Here is a 16,339-nt window from a genome sequence, read left to right as displayed (position 1 = left end):
TGCGGGGCCTGTAGCGTTCGGCGTCGCGCGGGAAGGCAACCTTGCGCGACGAGGTGCCGGGGATGGCCGCGGCGGCGCCGGCGGTTGGCGTCGCAGCCCTTGTCGGCGACGAGTTCGCGGGGCGGGGCGACAGCCGAGACCGGCGTGGCGGCGGCGGTGACGGCGGCGCCGTTGCCGCCGGTCGGCAGGATCGCGTGCGGGCGGCCTTGCTCGTCGCAGAGCGCGTGGCCCCTGGCGGGGCGCCCACCGCGCGAGCGGCCGATCGCCTGGTGGCTGGCATCGCCTTCCCCCCCTTTCGCGCCGGCCGCCGAGCGGTGCGCCTTCACGGCGGCACTGCCGATCGGCGCGCCCCGCGGCGGGTCGGCGCAGGCGACGAGGGCGGCGAGGATGCGCTGCCAGAGCCCGCGTTGGCTCCAGCGGTTCCAACGGTTGAAGACGGTGGCGTATGGCCCCTATTCCGGCGGCAGGGCACGCCAGCGGCAGCCTTCGCGGAAACGGTGCACGATGCCGCCGATCCCCCGCCGGTCGTCCACGCGCCGCGGCCCGGTGTGGACCATCGCCGGATGCGGCTCGCTCGCCGCCCACGGCACGTCGCTCAGCCCGAACAGGCGCAACACGGTCCATCCCCCCGCCGTTGGGCAGGGCGAATCATCGCACCGTTCCCACGGCAATTGGGCGCAGAGCCTGGGGGAGGCGCCGCCGGCAGAGGGGCCTGTCCTCGTCCTGTGCTTCGCCCGGCAGACGCCGCGCCGGAGCCATTGCCGCCCGCAGGAAGCGCGAACGCCTCCGGAGCAGGCTGCTCCTGACCGCGGCTTCGTCGGGGCAAGAGCCGCCCGGCTCGCCGGACGGATGGGGCGCGTGGTCGGCGTCTCGGCGCCGGCGCGGCCTGCCGCCGCGATGCCGAGATGCCTCGGGGGCACCGGCGTCGCAGCGCGGCGCGGGTCGGTCGGCGCCGATATCCGCCGCGGCGCACCCGCCACGCTGCGGGCACGCATCCGGGATCGACCGGGCGCGAGGCGACAACTTCGGCCCGCTTTCTGGCGCCCGCGGAACAGCCAAGCGTGGCCCCCCGCGATCCGCTCAAGGCCCCGCCCGCGGGGCGGCACTCTTTCTGGGCGCCGTGCCGCCCTGCCGCGCGGGCCCGCCCGGCGCAGCGTGCCGGGCGCGCGGCGACGGGTGGCGAAGGCGGAAGGCGAGCGTCGGCCGCGCCGCGGTCCCGCCTCCGCGCTCCATCGCCGCCCCGCGCCGCGCCTGGCCGCCGTGGCGGCCGGGGCCACGGGATCAGCCCTGGAAGCGGAAGGTGCCCGGCGGCGGCGCGGGCATGGCCGCGTCCTCCCCTTCCGGCGCGGCGGCGGGCTCCTGCACCTGGCGCTGCTGCGCCTCCCTCGCCCTGGCCTCGACCTGGCGCAGCAGGGCGATGAGGCCGTTGGCGAGCGCCGGCAACTGGACCAGCGGCACGCAGAGCTGGCCGACCGGGGTCGGCTTCCCCTCGGCGCCGCTCTGCGCCAGCGTGATGCGCACGACGCCGTGCACGACGCTGGCGTCGAGCATGCCGTCGGCGAAGAGGATCGTGCGGATTTCGGCCATGGCGTCCTGCCCTCCGTCGGGTAGCGCGGTTCGTCCCTTGCGGTTCCGTAGTGCCGCCGCCCGGTTCGCGGCGGGCGCTACTGCTCCCGGAAGGCGCGGTGGAAGCTGTCCAGGATCGGCTGGATCATGTAGCGGAAGAAGCTCCGTTCGCCGACCTGTATGTAGGCCTCAACCGGCATGCCGGGCACCAGATGCACGTTCGGCAGATGCGCGAGCTGGTCCTGGTCTATCAGGACGAAGGCTCGGAAATAGCTCTGCCGCGTGCGCTCGTCCATGGTCACGTCCGAGGCGACATAGGTCACGTGGCCGTGCAGATAGGGGACGAGGCGCTGCTTGAAGGCGGGCAGCCGGACCTCGGTGCGCAGGCCCGGATAGACGACGTCGATGTCGTGGGGCTGGACCATCACCTCGGCGATCAGCCGGTCCTGCAGCGGGGTGAGGTCCATGACGGCCTCGCCGGGGCGGACCACGGCACCGACGGTGAAGAAGCGCGAGTTGACGACGATCCCCGGCTCCGGCGCGACGATGTCGCGGCGCTGCGCCACGTCCTGCGCGGCGCGCAGCCGCTCCTCGACCTCGGCGAGACGGGTGCGGACCTCGTGCAGCTCGGTCGAGACCTCCTGCAGGCGCTGGTCCACGACCTGGCGGATCTGGCCGCGCGCCTCGGCGATGGCGTGGTTGGCGCGCTCGATGTCGGCCTGGGCGGCGACGATGCGCGCCTCCTGCTCGGTCGCGCTGCGCTGGATCTGCAGCAGGCGCGGCCGCTGGATCAGGCCCTGGCGGACCAGCGGCCCGATGTCGGCCTCCTCCTGCCGGAAGCTGGCGAGCTGCTGCTGCGCCGAGCGCAGCGTCCCCTCGGCCGACTCGCGCGCCGCGAGCTGCTGCTCGATGCGGGCCTCGAGCACGCCGATCTGGCTCGCGAGGCTCGCCTGCCGCGCCTCGAACAGGGCGCGCTGGCCGGCGACGGCGTCGCGCGCGCGGGGGTCCTCGGCGGCGAGCAGCTCCTGCGGGAAGGCGATCTCGCGCAGCCGGGCGAACTCGGAGGAGAGGCGCGCGTCCTGCGCGAGCAGCGCCCAGCGCTGGCTGCGCAGGGTCTCCAGGTTGGCGCCGGACTGGATGTCGTCGAGGCGCATCAGGACCTGGCCGCGCTCCACCCGGTCGCCGTCGCGCGCCAGGATCTCGCGGATGTAGCCGCCCTCCATGTGCTGGATGGTGCGGCGCTGCCCCTCGACCTTGATGACGCCGGGGGCGACCGCCGCCTCGGAGAGCGGGGCGAGGGCGGACCAGGCGCCGAAGCCCCCGAAGAACAGGAGGATGGCGGCCAGGCCGAAGAGCACCGGGCCGCGCGTGCGGGGACGCGGCGCGTCCAGGAGCGCGTCGCGCGCCGCCGCCGGCAGCGTGTCGGCGCCAGGGGTGCCGTGGGTGGCGAATGCGGGCAGGGCGACGCGGCGTGGCGCGGCGACGGCGCGGCCGCCCGCGGCAGGCGCCGCGGCCGGCGGGCTCGCGGCGGCCGGCGCGGCGCGGTCCGGCAGGCGGGTCACGGCGGTGGGGGGGCGGGTGGTGGTGCCGACGGTCATCGGGCGGCCCTCTGTCCCTCCAGGCCCGGTGCGGACCGGGAGGGCGCGGCGGGGATCTCCTGCGGGCGGGCGGGCTGCATCAGGCGCTTCAGCACCTCGGCGCGCGGGCCGAACATCTCCACCGCGCCGTCGCGCAGCAGCAGCACCTTGTCCACGCCCTGCACCAGGGTCGGGCGGTGCGAGACCAGCACCACCGTGGTGCCGCGGCGCTTGAGGTCGGCGAGGGCGCGCAGCAGCGCCGCTTCGGCGTCGCCGTCGAGGTTGGAGTTCGGCTCGTCGAGGACGACCAGCTTCGGGTTGCCGAACATCGCCCGCGCCAGGCCGATGAGCTGGCGCTGGCCGCCGGAGAGGTGCTGGCCGCCATCGCCGATCTCGGTGTCGTAGCCCTGCGGCAGGCGCAGGATCATCTCGTGGCAGCCGGCGAGCCGTGCGGCCTCGAACACCGCCTCCGGCTCGGCCTCGCCCATGCGGGCGATGTTGCGGAAGACGGTGCCGTCGAACAGCTCCACGTCCTGCGGCAGGTAGCCGACATGGCGGCCGAAATCCTCGCGCATCCAGGTGTAGACGTCGGCGCCGTCGAGGCGGACGTTGCCCGCGGTCGGCTGCAGCGTGCCGATCAGCAGCCGGATCAGGGTGGTCTTGCCGGCCGCCGAGGGGCCGATCACGGCGAGGCTCTCGCCGGCGGCGAGCGCGAAGGTCACCCCCTTGATGGTCGCCACCGGCTGGCCCGGGAAGGCGTAGGAGACGCGCTCCACGGTCAGCCGGCCGGTCGGCTCGGGCAGCGGCAGGCCGGGGGGGCGCAGGCGGGGCAGGGAGAGGAAGGCGTTGAGCCGGCGGAAGCTCTGCCGCGCCTGGACGAGCTGCTTGTAGCCGCTGATCAGCATCTCCACCGGGGCGAGCGCCCGGCCCATGATGATCGAGCCGGCGATCGAGGCGCCCGCGGTGATCTCCTGCCGCAGCACCAGATAGGCGCCGACGCCGAGGATCGCGATCTGCACGGCGAAGCGCATGAACTTGGTGATCGCCAGTAGCACCGCGGCCCGGTCCGAGGCCGCGCCCATGGCGGGGGCGGCCTCGCCGACCGCCTCGCGCCAGCGGGCCATCACCGCGGGCAGCATGCCCATGCTGTCGATCACCTCGGCGTTGCGGACGATGGACTCGGCCCGGCGCTGGCTCGCCATGGCCGCGGTGCTGGCCTGGCGCAGCAGGTTCGCGGTGGCGATCTCGTTCAGGACGGTCAGGACGAACAGCAGCGCCGCCCCGCCGACCGCGATCCAGCCCATCACCGGGTGCAGGGCGAAGATCGCCAGGAGATAGACCGGCACCCAGGGCACGTCGTAGAGCGAGAGCGCGCCGGGCGAACCGAGGTAGTTGCGGCAGACGGCGAGGTCGCGCAGCGCCTCCATCCGGTAGGGCCGGCCGCGGAGCTGGCTCTCGACCGCGCGGACGAAGCCCTCCGGGGCCACCCGGTGCTCGACCCAGGCGGCGACGCGGTGCATCACCTTGCCGCGCGCCGCCTCGAGCAGCGCCAGCAGGCCGATCGCCGCGACCGCGATCAGGGTGAGGTAGAGCAGCGTGTCCGTGCTGCGGGTCGAGAGCACCCGGTCGAACACCTGCATCATGTAGATCGAGACGGTGAGCTGGAGCAGGTTCACCACCCCGCTGAACAGCCCGACCGCCCAGAATTGCCGCCTGCAGGCGCCGAGCGCGCGGACCAGCGGCGTCTCGGCCGCGCGTTCGCCGGTCAGGCCGGCGAGGCTCTGGGCACGGTTGCCGAAGAACATCGTTCGCCTCAGCCTCCGAACGCCGCGAGCAGCCCGGCCAGCGTTTCGGGATGCCCCTGCAGCCAGGCCGCGGCCAGGGCGGCGAGGGCCAGGGCGATCAGGTTGGCGAGGACGAGCCTGGGGAGGCCGGGCGGCCGCGGATGGCGGCCGAGATGCTCGGCGATCGCCTCGGCGCGGATCTCCTCGACCCGGTTGTGGAGGAAGCGGAAGGCATGGTCGTGGAGCTGCCGTGCCGCCTGGTCGCGCAGGCGCCTGATCGCCTCGGGCGTCAACGGGGCGGGGGGCCTGGCCGCGGCGAGGGCGGCCTCGTGCGCCTCGACGGCGAGGGCGTAGGCCAGCAGGTCGGAGAGACGCCGGTCCTCGCCGCCGCCGCCGTCGCCCGAGCGGAAGGCGGCGAGGCGGGGAAGGGCGGGATCGGGGCCGGGAGAGGCGTCAGCCGCCCCGGCGCGGGAAGGCGCGCCTCCAATGGAGCCCAGCCGCAATGCTTCTGCAGACGACATCATCGCGCCTACCTATTGCGAAATACGATGAAGAAAACGTCGAAGCGCGCGGACCGCGCACCTCCACGCAATAAGCGAGGAAAGCCGGCTTCATTCCGAAGATGACCGGCCTTGCCGATGCGTGGTAGCACAACAACCCGGGGTTCCGCACCGGGAGTCGTCAGGTGTTCCGCTTCCGTGAATCTTTCGCGCCCATGGGCGCGGCAGCGCGCGGCCTGCTCCTGCTCGCCGGCGTGGCGGGACTTCCTGCGCTGGCCCAGACCTTCCCGCCGGAATCCACGGCGCGCGGCGTCACCGTGCAGACGCGCCCGCGGCCCGAGTTCGACCCGCTCGGCGTCCGCGCCGGCGCGTTCCGGCTCGATGCTGCGGCCGAGGCGGGGCTCAGTTACAACGACAACGTCTTCGCCACCCGCCGCGACCGAACCGGCGACGGCTTCGGCGCCTGGAGCCTCGACGCGGGCCTGCGGAGCGATTGGACCCGCCACGGTGTCGGCGTCACGGCGAGCTATTCGGAAGTGCGCCATTTCTCGCAAACGATCCTCGACTGGCGCGACTGGTCCGTCGGCGCCTTCGGGCGGCTGGACATCGGAGGCAGTTCGAGCGTCGAGGCCCGCTACAATCACCTGCGCCAGCACCTGGACGTCTTCAGCGTGGACATCCAGCAGGCGGGCCTTTCCCGCCCGGCGCCCTACGACGTGGACGAGTTCCAGGTCAGCGGAAACGCAAGGCTCAACAGGCTTTTCCTGACCGGCCTCCTCAACTACCGGATCTACCAGTTCGAGGACGTGTCGTTCGGCAACCGGGTCGCGCCGCTGTCCCAGAACGACCACAAGACCTGGCTCGCCGCCCTCGGCAGCGGCTACGCCCTGGCGCCGGGGCGGCTCGTCACGCTGATCGGCCGCATCCAGGAGATCCGCTACGACGACGCGATCTCGCGGGGCCGCGACAGTTTCACCTGGGAGATCCTGACGGGGTTCCAGTACGATTTCGACGGCGTCTGGCAGGCCCGCTTCGGGATCGGCTATCGCCAGCGCAACTACGATTCGCCGCAGATCAAGAATCTCGAGGGCCTGGCCCTCGAAGGCGAGGTCATCTGGACGCCGACCCTGCTCACCACCGTCACCTTCGGGGTGCGCCGGACCGTGGAGGAATCGATCGCCCTCAGCCAGGTCAGCTACACCCGCTCGCTGGCCCAGCTCCGGGTGGACCACGAGCTGCTGCGCAACGTGATCCTCGGGGCCGAACTCGGATTTGATCGCCGGGAGTACGAAACGCACCTGCGTGCGACCGATATGTACACGATCCTTTCGGGCCGCTGGCTGATCAACCGGAACATGTCGCTGAGCGCGAGCTATCAATTCCTGACCCGGATCGAGGCCAAGGGCGGCGCCGAGGAGTATTACCGGAACCTTTTCCAGGTGCGTTTGCGCTTCGCCCTTTAATCCGGTGTGAGAGGGATCCGGGGTGACAGGGCCGGGGCGATCGACATGATGCGCCGCGCGTTCGCTCGGTTCGGGGAAGCGCGGCAACGGCTCCTCCCTGCTGCCCGGCGGGCGGTTTCGCGTTCCCGGATCGGCGGCGCCGTCCGCGGCCCCCTCGGAGGCGCCTGTGCCCGCTCGGGCGGCAGTTCGCCCGACGGATCGGCCGACCTGGCGGGCACGCGGTGCGCGATAGCCGCGCAGCCCGCCGCCCCTCGGCCTGCCCTGGCCCCGACCTTGCGCGCGATCACGCCCCAACGGCTGATCTCCGCGGCGGGGAACTCGCGGCAGGCGGCGGGAGAAGGCGAGGTCAGCGGCTCGACGCCGGCGCGGACTTACACCGTGCGCGCCTGCGGCAAACGGCGCCCTCTCGGTGAGCGCGGCGTGCATCCGGTTGATGATCGCTTCCGGCGTGCGCGACGGAGCGAGCACGGTGAACCGCTGTGCCGAGGATCGGCGTGTACCCGTCCGCCTCCGCGCGTATCACGCGTTGCAGGCTGATCCGGCCGCTGCCGCCGCTGACGTTCTCTTCCACCACGCTGCGGCCGGGCGTGGGGCCTATCGCCCGGGCGAGGAAGCACGCGAGCGCGTCCAGCGCGGCGCCGGGCGCGGCAGGGACGGCGATCGTGGCGGCGCGGCCGGTCCGCACCTGCCGCGCCGCCTGCCGGCAGCGCCCGGGCGGACGGGTTCGCCGCCGCGAGCGCGACGGCGGCGCTTCCCGGCAGCGGGCGGCGATGCGGGGGCGGCATGCGGGTTTCTCTCCCCGGCCGGTCGCGCGGTCAACGCCGCGGCCGCCGGGCGGGGGGCGGTCAAGCGCCCTCTTGCCCGCGCCTCACTCCGCCGCGGCCCGCTCGCCGGGCAGGGTGGCGATGGCGTGGCGGAAGGCGTCCAGCGTCTGCGCCACGTCGCGCTCGTCGTGCGCGAGGGAGACGTAGAACTTGCTGTCGCCCTTCAGCACGCCGCGTGCGCGGAGCGTCGCGTTGACGTGGCGCTGCTTCGCCGCGTCGGCGCGCAGCGTGGCGCGGTAGTCCCGGATCTCCTCCTCGGCGAAGAACACGTCGAACAGCGGCGGCTCGCCCACCACCTGGCCCGGTACGCCCGCCTCGCGCAGGATCCGCGCGAAGCCCTCCATCAGCGCGCGGCCGGTGGCGAAGACGCGCTCGTAGGCGCCCGGGCGGCGCAGGATGTCGAGCGTGGCGAGGCCAGCGACCGCGGCGACCGGGTTGCCGGAGAGCGTGCCGACCTGGAACAGGAAGCGGTCCTCGCCGACGCGCGACCGGTCGAAGTGGGCCATGATTTCGGCACGCCCGGCGATCGCCGCGAGCGGGAAGCCGCCGCCGATGATCTTGCCGAGGGTGCAGAGGTCCGGCACCACGCCGTAGTACTCCTGCGCGCCGCCCCAGGCGAAGCGGAAGCCCGTGACGACCTCGTCGAAGATCAGCGGGATGCCGAAGCGCGCGGTGATCGCGCGCAGGCCCTGCAGGAAGCCGGGCGTGGGCGGCAGCAGGCGCTGGAAAGGCTCGACGATCACGCCGGCGATCTCGTCGTGGCGCGATTCGATCAGGCGCTCCACCGCCGCGACGTCGTTGAAGGGGGCGATCAGCACCTCGTCCTCGACGCTGCGCGGGATGCCGGCGGAATCCGGCACCGGACGGGGGAAATTGGCCGGGCGCTTCGGGGCGAGGCTCATCAGCGAGTAGTCGCTCATGCCGTGGTAGCCGCCCTCGAACTTCACGATCTTCTCGCGCCCGCGGAAGGCGCGGGCGGCGCGCATCGCGTAGAGGTCGGCCTCGGTGCCGGTGGAGACGTAGCGGAGCTGCTCGGCGCAGGGGACGGCCTCGACGATCCTCTCCGCCAGCACGATGCCGGGCTCGTTGTTGGCGAAGAAGGTGAACCCCTTGGGGAGCTGCTCCTGCACCGCGGCGACCACCTCCGGGTGGGCGTGGCCGACGAACATCGGGCCGGAGCCGAGCAGGTAGTCCACGTACTCGTTGCCGCTCACGTCCCAGACCCGGCTGCCGCGGCCCTCGCGGACGACGATGTCGAAGGAGACGTTGCCGAAGCCGCCCGCCGGCAGCACGCGGCGCGCCCGCTCCGCCAGCGCGAGCTCCGCCTCGCTGCGCGTGATCCCACTCATGGCATGGCTCCCAAATTCCTCTCGCCCCGGCGCGGGGTCGGCGGCAAGCCTAGAGCCGGTCGCGGAGGGCTGGAAACAGGCGGGAGCGCGGAGCGGCTCCGCCGATGGCAGGCGGGGGCTGCTGCCGCGGGCACGGCACGGGGAAGGACGGGCCCTGGAGGCGATCGCGGGCAACGGGAAGCGGCCGGGAGCGCGCATCCGCGCCACCAGCGGGCAGGCCCGAGCCATCCGGGCGGGCCGGCGGCGGATGCATCCGGTCCTGGCCGCGGGCCGCCAGGCGGCGCGCCAACCGTGCGCGGGCCGGCGCGTTGCAGCGGGCATCATGCCCCGCCCCCTGCGCCACCGTTTCGTTCCCCGGCCGCCCTTCCTCGGCGGCACGCTCCAGACCCTGCGCGGCGTCGCCTGGCCGATCCGGCCGGCCCTGCCGCGGCCGGGCCACCGGCTCCGGATCCCGCTGCCGGATGGCGACCAGCTCGCCGCCAGCCTGCACCTCCCGGCGGCGGAAGGCGCGCCGGAGCGCCGCCGGCCGCTGGCGCTGCTCGTCCACGGCCTGGTCGGCACCGAGAACGACCCCTGCCTGCGCGCCGCTGCGCGCGCCCTGATCGAGCGCGGCTTCCCGGTGCTGCGGCTCAACCTGCGCGGCAACGCCCTCTCCGGTCCGCGCAGCACGAGCCATTACCACATCGGCCGCGCCGAGGACCTGCGCGATGTGCTGCGCGCGCTGCCGCCCGCGCTCACGGAGGCGGGCGTCGCGGTCGCGGGATGGTCGCTCGGCGGGGGGCTGGTGCTGAACCTGCTCGGCCGCCATGCGGAGGAGGAGGGGATGCCGCGCCTCCTCGCCGGCGCGGCGATCAGCGCACCGCTCGATCCGGCGGCGGCGCACGCGGCGATGGAGGCGCATCGGCTGTTCGGGCCGCTGCTGCTTGCGCTCTACCGGCGCGAGGTGCTGGCGGTGGCGCGGGCGCGCGATCTCGACGCCGGGCTGCGCGTGGCGGCGGCGGCGGCGCGCTCGGTGCGGGAGTTCGAGGCGATGGTCTCGGCGCCGCGCTTCGGCTTTCCGAGCTATGCGACCTATGTCGAGCTGACCCGGCCCGGCCGCGCGCTGCCGGCGATCCGGGTGCCGACCCTGCTGCTGCAGGCCGCGGACGACCCGATCGTGCCGGCGGCGTCGCTGGAGGCGGTGGACTGGGCGGACTGCCCCGCCGTGCAGCCGGTGCTGGCCGCGGGCGGCGGGCATTGCGGCTTCGAGGACGTCCGCCTGGGGCGCGATCCGATGCAGACCCGGGCGCTGGTCGCCTTCTTCGAGGGGGCGGCCGAAGCCGCGGCGGCGGGTCAGGCGGGCGCAAGCGCCGGGGCGATGGCGGCGGCGACGGCGCACCAGGGCGCGGGGTCGGAGCCGTCCTCCACCGCCCAGGCCGCGGCAAGGGCGGCGCCGGCATAGCCCCAGCCGGCGGTCCGCTCGCGCGACAGGCCGGCCGCCTCGGCGAGCAGGGCGATGCGGCGCGCCATGTCCGCGGCGGCAGGGGCGGGGCCCGGCGGGTCGCGCAGGAAGGCGGCGGCCTCGAAGGCGGGATCGCCGATCAGGCCCTTGGGATCAACGGCGCGCCAGCCCTGCGCGCCGTCGCTGAGGATGTTGCCGGCGTGCAGGTCGCCATGCAGCAGGACCGGCGGCGGCGCGCTGGCGGCGAGCGCGCGCATCAGCGCCGCCGCGCGCGCGAGCATCGCCCGCGGCAGCGGGCCGGGGGCGTCCCTGGCGCGTTCCAGCGCTCGCACCCAGCCGGCGGCGTCGGTGAGCACCGCGCCGGCGGGCGGCGGGCGGCGCAGGGCGCGCATGACGGAGGCGGCGGCGAGGATGGCGGCGTCCGGGTCGCGCGCCGCAAGCCGGCGGAGCGGGGTGCCAGGCTCGAGCCGCTCGAGGAGCAGGGCGCCGAGGCCCGGATCGGCCGCGAGCAGCCGGGCCGCACCCCGGCCGGCGAATCCGGCGAGCGCCGCCGCCTCCGCCTCCAGCCCCTGGCCGGGCGGGGCGAGCTTCAGCACCGCGGGGGCGCCGTCCGGGCGGCGCACGGCGAAGAGCTGCGCCGCCGTCTCGCCCGCGGCGAGCGGCCCCTCGATGGCAAGCGACCAGCGCGCCGCCGCGCCGTCCAGGCGCTCCGGAAGGCGCCGACGCCAAGCGGCAAGGCGCGCGGCGAGGCGCGGGCTCGCCATCCCGCGCAGGCCTGGGCGCGCCGTGTCCGCCGCGCCGCTCATCGCGCCCCGGGCCCGCCGGACGCGGGGGCCCGGGAGTGTCGCCCCGCCGCCATGCCTGGCCCGCCCGGCCTCGGCGCCTCGGCTCAGCCGCCCCGCCGCAGGCGCTCCGCCGCCTCGACCGCGAAGTAGGTGAGGACGCCGTTGGCGCCGGCGCGCTTGAAGGCGAGCAGGCTCTCCATCACCGCGCGCTCGCGCTCGAGCCAGCCGTTCCGCACCGCAGCCATGATCATCGCGTACTCGCCGCTCACCTGGTAGGCGAAGGTCGGCACGCCGAAGGCGTCCTTCACGCGGCGGACGATGTCGAGATAGGGCATGCCCGGCTTGACCATCACCATGTCGGCGCCCTCGGCGAGGTCCAGCGCCACCTCGCGCAGCGCCTCGTCGGAATTGGCCGGGTCCATCTGGTAGGTCTTCTTGTCGCCCTTGAGCGCCGCGGCCGAGCCCACGGCATCGCGGAACGGGCCGTAGAACGCGCTCGCGTACTTCGCCGCGTAGGACATGATGCGGGTGTGGATCAGGCCCTTGGCGTCGAGCGCGGCGCGGATCGCGCCGACGCGGCCGTCCATCATGTCCGACGGCGCGATCACGTCTATGCCCGCCTCGGCCTGGATCACCGCCTGGCGCGCCAGCACCGCGAGCGTCTCGTCGTTGGCGACGTAGCCGTCGCGGATCACGCCGTCATGGCCGTGGTCGGTGTAGGGGTCGAGGGCGACGTCGCCGATCAGGCCGAGGTCGGGGAACTCCTTCTTGAGCAGCCGCGCCGAGCGGCACATCAGGTTGTCGGGGTTGAGCGCCTCCGTCCCCTCGGCGTCCTTCCGCTCCGGCGGCGTCATCGGGAACAGGGCGACGGCGGGGATGCCGAGCGCGACGGCGCGCTCGACATGGCCCGGCAGCCGGTCGAGGGTGACGCGCACCACGCCCGGCATCGACGCGACGTCGCTGGTGCGGCCGGTCCCCTCCATCACGAAGACCGGCCAGATCAGGTCGTCCACCGCGAGCGCGCTCTCGGCCACCAGCCGCCGCGTCCAGGCGTCGCGGCGGTTGCGCCGGAGGCGCGTCGCGGGGAAGCGGCCGAGCGCGCTCGCGTCCATCACTCCGCGGCCCTCTGCAGGCCCGACCCCGTGGCGGCGGCGAGCGCCTGGTCGAGGTCGGCGATGATGTCGTCGATGTGCTCGATGCCGATCGAGAGCCGGACGTAGCCCGGGGTGACGCCGGTCGCCGCCTGCTCGTCAACGCCGAGCTGGCTGTGCGTGGTGGTGGCGGGGTGGATGGCAAGGCTGCGGGCGTCGCCGATGTTGGCGACGTGGTAGAACATCTTCAGCGCCTCGATGAAGCGCCGCCCGGCCTCGGCGCCGCCCTCCTTCAGCTCGAAGCCGATCAGGCTGCCGTAGCCGCCCTTGAGGTAGGCGTCGGCGCGGCGCCTCGCCTCGCCGGTCATCAGGCTCGGGTGGATCACCTTGCCGACGGCCGGGTGCTTCGCCAGCCAGGCGGCGACCTTGAGCGCGTTCGCGCAGTGCCGCTCCATGCGCAGCGGCAGGGTCTCGAGGCCCTGCAGCGCGAGGAAGCAGTTCATCGGCGCGAGCGGCGCGCCGAGGTCGCGCATCAGGCAGGTGCGCATGCGGACGATGTAGGCGACGGGCCCGAGCGGCTTCACCGCTTCGGTCCAGACGGCGCCGTGGTAGGACGGATCCGGCCTGGTCAGGGTGGGGAAGCGCTCGGCGTGCTTCTCCCAGTCGAAATTGCCCCCGTCCACGACGATGCCGCCGATCGCGGTGCCGTGGCCGCCGATCCACTTGGTGAGCGAGTGCATCACCACCGCGGCGCCGTGCTCGAGCGGGCGGCAGATGACGGGGGCGGCGGTGTTGTCCATGATCAGCGGCACGCCGAGGCGGCGGCCGATCGCCGCCACCTCGGCGATCGGGAACACCTCGAGCTTCGGATTCGGCAGGGTCTCGGCGTAGTAGGCGCGGGTGCGGGCGTCGGTGGCGCGGGCGAACGCCTCCGGGTCGGCCGGGTCCACGAAGCGCACCTCGACGCCGAGGCCCTTCAGCGTGTTGGCGAACAGGTTCCAGGTGCCGCCATAGAGGTCGGTGGAGGAGACGATGTTGTCCCCCGGCTCGGTCAGGTTGAGGATGGAGAAGGCGGTCGCCGCCTGGCCGGAGCCGAGGGCGAGGGCCGCGACACCCCCCTCCAGCGCGGCGACGCGCTTCTCCAGCACGTCCTGGGTGGGGTTCATGATGCGGGTGTAGATGAACCCCATCTCCTGGAGCGCGAACAGCCGCGCCGCGTGCTCCGTGTCCCGGAACTGGAACGAGGTGGTCTGGTGGATCGGCACCGCGACCGAGCCGGTGGTCGGATCGGCGCGCCAGCCGGCGTGCAGGACGACGGTCTCGGGGCGCGAGGAGGCGGGGGGCGTGTCGGTCATGCGGCTCGGCTCCTGTGCGGGGCGACGGTCGCGCGGACCCTACGCCGCCGCGCGCGCTTCGGCCAGTCTGCCACGGCCGGGCGGGCCCGGCGCGAAGGGGCTTCCCCGCGTCGCGCCGCGGCGGGCAGGTCCGCCTCCGCCGGCCGGGGGCGGGCGAAAGGTTTCGCTCCCCCGCGGCGGCCCGAGTCGCGGCCGCTTGCGCAACGGTCGGCCACCGGAGGGCCGGGGCCCACGTTTCTCCTTTCCCCGCGGCATGGTAGGAGGCCCCCGATGACGCCCGCCGACACCCCGATCGCCCTCGGCGCCGACCACGCCGGCGTCGGCCTGAAGACCGTGCTGCGCGATGCGCTGCGCGCCGCCGGCCACCCCGTGCTCGACCTCGGCACCGACGACGAGGAGAGCGTGGACTACCCGGACTTCGCCCGCGCCGTCTGCGCCGCGGTCAAGGAGGGCCTCGCCCGCTTCGGCGTGCTGGTCTGCGGCACCGGCATCGGCATCGCCATCGCCGCCAACCGCGACCCCGCCATCCGCTGCGCCGTGGTGCACGACGTGACCTCGGCGCGGCTGACCCGCGCGCACAACGACGCCAACGTGATCGCCTTTGGCGCCCGGCTGATCGGGCCGGAGGTGGCGCTCGAGGCGCTGCGCACCTTCCTCGCCACGCCCTACGAGGGCGGCCGGCACAACCGCCGCGTCGCCAAGCTCAGCCCGGACTGGATCCCGCCGCCATGAACGAACAGTGCCCGCCCGTCGCCCCGGCCCGCTTCTTCTCCGCCCCGCTCGCCGAGGCCGACCCGGAGATCGCCGAGGCGATCGGGCGCGAGCTCGCCCGCCAGCAGGACGGGATCGAGCTGATCGCCTCCGAGAACATCGTCTCCCGCGCCGTGCTGGAAGCGCAGGGCAGCGTGCTGACCAACAAGTACGCCGAGGGCTATCCCGGCCGGCGCTACTACGGCGGCTGCGAGTTCGTGGACATCGCCGAGACGCTGGCGATCGAACGCGCCAAGCGCCTGTTCGGCTGCGGCTTCGCCAACGTGCAGCCGCATTCCGGGGCGCAGGCGAACATGGCGGTGTTCTTCGCCCTGCTGCAGCCGGGCGACGTCTTCATGGGGCTCGACCTCGCCGCGGGCGGGCACCTGACGCACGGCTCGCCGGTCAACATCTCCGGCAGGTGGTTCCGGCCGGTGCCCTACACGGTGCGGCGCGAGGACCAGCGCATCGACATGGAGGAGGTGGCGCGCATCGCGCGCGAGAGCCGGCCGAAGCTGATCATCGCCGGCGGCAGCGCCTATGCGCGCCACTGGGACTTCGCCCGCTTCCGCGAGATCGCCGACGAGGTCGGCGCCTACTTCATGGTGGACATGGCGCATTTCGCCGGGCTGGTGGCGGGCGGGGCGCATCCCTCGCCGTTCCCGCACGCGCATGTCGTCACCACGACGACGCACAAGACGCTGCGCGGCCCGCGCGGCGGGATGATCCTCACCGACGACGAGGCGCTGGCGAAGCGGATCAACGCCGCGATCTTCCCCGGCACCCAGGGCGGGCCGCTGATGCACGTGATCGCCGCCAAGGCGGTGGCGTTCGGCGAGGCGCTGCGGCCGGAGTTCCGCGCCTACGCCCGCCAGGTCGTGGCCAACGCGCAGGCGCTCGCGGAGGCGCTGGCGGCGCAGGGCTTCGGCCTCGTCACCGGCGGCACCGACAACCACCTGGTGCTGGTGGACCTGCGGCCGAAGGGTCTCACCGGCAAGGCGGCGGAGGCGTCGCTGAACCGCGCCCATCTCACCTGCAACAAGAACGCCATTCCCTTCGACCCGGAGAAGCCGATGGTCACCTCCGGCATCCGCCTCGGCACCCCGGCGGGGACCACGCGCGGCTTCGGCGAGGCGGAGTTCCGCGCGGTGGCGGGGCTGATCGGCGAGGTGCTGGACGGCCTCGTCCGCGCCAACGCGCCCGAGGGCAACGCGGCGGTGGAGCAGGCGGTGAAGGAGCGGGTGCTCGCCCTCTGCCGCCGCTTCCCGATCTATCCGGCGGCCTGAGGGGCGCGGGGCGGTGGGTCCAGGGAGGAAACCATGCGCTGCCCGTTCTGCGGGGCCGAGGACACCCAGGTGAAGGACAGCCGCCCGGCGGAGGAGGGCGGCGCGATCCGGCGCCGCCGCGCCTGTGCCGGCTGCGGCGCCCGCTTCACCACCTTCGAGCGGGTGCAGCTCCGTGAGCTTACCGTGATCAAGTCCGACGGCCGGCGCGTGCCCTTCGACCGCGAGAAGCTCGCGCGCTCGATCCGCATCGCGCTGCGCAAGCGGCCGGTGGACGAGGACCGGATCGAGCGGATCGTCAACGGCATCCAGCGGCGCCTCGAGACCGAGGGCGAGCAGGAGGTCACCTCGCGCCAGATCGGCGAGATGGTGATGGAGGTGCTGAAGGACCTCGACCAGGTGGCCTATGTGCGCTTCGCAAGCGTCTACCGGAACTTCCGCGAGGCGAAGGACTTCCAGGCCTTCCTCGGCCAGCTCGACAGCGCCTGAGAGGGCGCCCGGCGCCTCCCGCCCGGGCGCGGCGTGACGCCAGGGCCGCGCCGCGCCCGGTTCCGCGGTCCGCGCCGCGCGA

General features: G+C 74.2%; 14 protein-coding genes and 1 pseudogene. 5 read left to right on the top strand and 10 right to left on the bottom strand.

Annotated features, from left to right (window positions below):
* The 6 genes and pseudogenes from K1J50_RS03510 to K1J50_RS03485 form a co-directional block, all read right to left on the bottom strand.
* A pseudogene (locus tag K1J50_RS03510) lies at positions 1 to 326 on the bottom strand (hypothetical protein); the annotation flags it as partial.
* 126 nt (positions 327 to 452) lie between these two features.
* Positions 453 to 617, bottom strand: coding sequence for a transposase (locus K1J50_RS03505; protein ID WP_220116048.1), 165 nt, complete (start codon positions 615 to 617; stop codon positions 453 to 455).
* A 664-nt stretch (positions 618 to 1,281) separates the two neighbouring features.
* On the bottom strand, positions 1,282 to 1,587 hold the full coding sequence (locus K1J50_RS03500; protein WP_220116047.1) for a hypothetical protein: 306 nt from the start codon (positions 1,585 to 1,587) through the stop codon (positions 1,282 to 1,284).
* A gap of 77 nt (positions 1,588 to 1,664) precedes the next feature.
* The gene (locus K1J50_RS03495) at positions 1,665 to 3,164 is read right to left on the bottom strand and encodes an HlyD family type I secretion periplasmic adaptor subunit (protein WP_220116046.1); all 1,500 of its coding nucleotides are present in this window, start codon (positions 3,162 to 3,164) and stop codon (positions 1,665 to 1,667) included.
* Positions 3,161 to 4,948 carry a type I secretion system permease/ATPase gene (locus tag K1J50_RS03490; RefSeq protein ID WP_220116045.1) on the bottom strand — a complete coding sequence of 596 codons (1,788 nt, stop codon included), beginning with the start codon at positions 4,946 to 4,948 and terminating at the stop codon, positions 3,161 to 3,163. The genes K1J50_RS03495 and K1J50_RS03490 overlap by 4 nt, the downstream gene beginning before the upstream one ends.
* An 8-nt stretch (positions 4,949 to 4,956) precedes the next feature.
* Positions 4,957 to 5,451 (bottom strand): hypothetical protein, encoded by a 495-nt coding sequence (locus K1J50_RS03485; RefSeq protein ID WP_220116044.1) that lies wholly within the window; start codon positions 5,449 to 5,451, stop codon positions 4,957 to 4,959.
* A 161-nt stretch (positions 5,452 to 5,612) separates the two neighbouring features.
* On the opposite strand from K1J50_RS03485, the gene K1J50_RS03480 reads away from it, so the two are divergent.
* A complete protein-coding gene (locus tag K1J50_RS03480) occupies positions 5,613 to 6,890 on the top strand; it encodes an outer membrane beta-barrel protein (protein ID WP_220116043.1) in 1,278 nt (425 codons plus the stop codon).
* An 868-nt stretch (positions 6,891 to 7,758) separates the two neighbouring features.
* Here the strand turns inward: K1J50_RS03480 and K1J50_RS03475 are convergent.
* Positions 7,759 to 9,063, bottom strand: a complete 1,305-nt coding sequence (locus K1J50_RS03475) for an aspartate aminotransferase family protein (RefSeq protein ID WP_220116042.1) — start codon at positions 9,061 to 9,063, stop codon at positions 7,759 to 7,761.
* 322 nt (positions 9,064 to 9,385) lie between these two features.
* Here K1J50_RS03475 and K1J50_RS03470 point away from each other — a divergent pair, with 322 nt between their 5' ends.
* The gene (locus tag K1J50_RS03470; protein ID WP_220116041.1) at positions 9,386 to 10,504 is read left to right on the top strand and encodes an alpha/beta fold hydrolase; all 1,119 of its coding nucleotides are present in this window, start codon (positions 9,386 to 9,388) and stop codon (positions 10,502 to 10,504) included.
* On the opposite strand, the gene K1J50_RS03465 is transcribed toward K1J50_RS03470, so the two are convergent.
* The 3 genes from K1J50_RS03465 to K1J50_RS03455 all read right to left on the bottom strand — a co-directional run bounded on the left by K1J50_RS03465 (position 10,396) and on the right by K1J50_RS03455 (position 13,735).
* Positions 10,396 to 11,268: an aminoglycoside phosphotransferase family protein gene (locus tag K1J50_RS03465; RefSeq protein WP_220116040.1), complete on the bottom strand. Its 873-nt coding sequence runs from the start codon at positions 11,266 to 11,268 to the stop codon at positions 10,396 to 10,398. The genes K1J50_RS03470 and K1J50_RS03465 overlap by 109 nt on opposite strands.
* Positions 11,269 to 11,393: 125 nt before the next feature.
* Complete coding sequence (gene hemB / locus K1J50_RS03460) at positions 11,394 to 12,401, bottom strand: porphobilinogen synthase (protein ID WP_220116039.1); 1,008 nt, start codon at positions 12,399 to 12,401, stop codon at positions 11,394 to 11,396.
* Positions 12,401 to 13,735, bottom strand: coding sequence for an O-acetylhomoserine aminocarboxypropyltransferase/cysteine synthase family protein (locus tag K1J50_RS03455; protein WP_220116038.1), 1,335 nt, complete (start codon positions 13,733 to 13,735; stop codon positions 12,401 to 12,403). Before K1J50_RS03455 ends, hemB begins: the two co-directional genes overlap by 1 nt.
* A gap of 270 nt (positions 13,736 to 14,005) precedes the next feature.
* Here K1J50_RS03455 and rpiB point away from each other — a divergent pair, with 270 nt between their 5' ends.
* The 3 genes from rpiB to nrdR are packed head-to-tail and all read left to right on the top strand — an operon-like array spanning position 14,006 to position 16,257.
* A complete protein-coding gene (gene rpiB, locus K1J50_RS03450) occupies positions 14,006 to 14,467 on the top strand; it encodes a ribose 5-phosphate isomerase B (protein WP_220116037.1) in 462 nt (153 codons plus the stop codon).
* Complete coding sequence (gene glyA / locus K1J50_RS03445; RefSeq protein ID WP_220116036.1) at positions 14,464 to 15,771, top strand: serine hydroxymethyltransferase; 1,308 nt, start codon at positions 14,464 to 14,466, stop codon at positions 15,769 to 15,771. Before rpiB ends, glyA begins: the two co-directional genes overlap by 4 nt.
* Before the next feature lie 33 nt (positions 15,772 to 15,804).
* Positions 15,805 to 16,257 (top strand): transcriptional regulator NrdR, encoded by a 453-nt coding sequence (gene nrdR, locus K1J50_RS03440; RefSeq protein ID WP_220116035.1) that lies wholly within the window; start codon positions 15,805 to 15,807, stop codon positions 16,255 to 16,257.
* The last annotated feature ends 82 nt before the right edge of the window (positions 16,258 to 16,339 follow it).

The organism is Caldovatus aquaticus, from assembly GCF_019458025.1.
Lineage (GTDB): Bacteria > Pseudomonadota > Alphaproteobacteria > Acetobacterales > Acetobacteraceae > Caldovatus > Caldovatus aquaticus.
The sequence above is the reverse complement of the archived record's forward strand: the minus strand, read 5'-3'. Positions and strand labels throughout refer to the sequence as shown.

What these genes read in the sequence shown, in the direction of transcription:
- K1J50_RS03500 (WP_220116047.1), bottom strand. Translation starts at nt 1,587, where the DNA reads ATGGCCGAAATCCGCACGATCCTCTTCGCCGACGGCATGCTCGACGCC.
- K1J50_RS03495 (WP_220116046.1), bottom strand. Translation starts at nt 3,164, where the DNA reads ATGACCGTCGGCACCACCACCCGCCCCCCCACCGCCGTGACCCGCCTG.
- K1J50_RS03490 (WP_220116045.1), bottom strand. Translation starts at nt 4,948, where the DNA reads ATGTTCTTCGGCAACCGTGCCCAGAGCCTCGCCGGCCTGACCGGCGAA.
- K1J50_RS03485 (WP_220116044.1), bottom strand. Translation starts at nt 5,451, where the DNA reads ATGATGTCGTCTGCAGAAGCATTGCGGCTGGGCTCCATTGGAGGCGCG.
- K1J50_RS03475 (WP_220116042.1), bottom strand. Translation starts at nt 9,063, where the DNA reads ATGAGTGGGATCACGCGCAGCGAGGCGGAGCTCGCGCTGGCGGAGCGG.
- K1J50_RS03470 (WP_220116041.1), top strand. Translation starts at nt 9,386, where the DNA reads ATGCCCCGCCCCCTGCGCCACCGTTTCGTTCCCCGGCCGCCCTTCCTC.
- K1J50_RS03465 (WP_220116040.1), bottom strand. Translation starts at nt 11,268, where the DNA reads ATGGCGAGCCCGCGCCTCGCCGCGCGCCTTGCCGCTTGGCGTCGGCGC.
- hemB (WP_220116039.1), bottom strand. Translation starts at nt 12,401, where the DNA reads ATGGACGCGAGCGCGCTCGGCCGCTTCCCCGCGACGCGCCTCCGGCGC.
- K1J50_RS03455 (WP_220116038.1), bottom strand. Translation starts at nt 13,735, where the DNA reads ATGACCGACACGCCCCCCGCCTCCTCGCGCCCCGAGACCGTCGTCCTG.
- rpiB (WP_220116037.1), top strand. Translation starts at nt 14,006, where the DNA reads ATGACGCCCGCCGACACCCCGATCGCCCTCGGCGCCGACCACGCCGGC.
- glyA (WP_220116036.1), top strand. Translation starts at nt 14,464, where the DNA reads ATGAACGAACAGTGCCCGCCCGTCGCCCCGGCCCGCTTCTTCTCCGCC.
- nrdR (WP_220116035.1), top strand. Translation starts at nt 15,805, where the DNA reads ATGCGCTGCCCGTTCTGCGGGGCCGAGGACACCCAGGTGAAGGACAGC.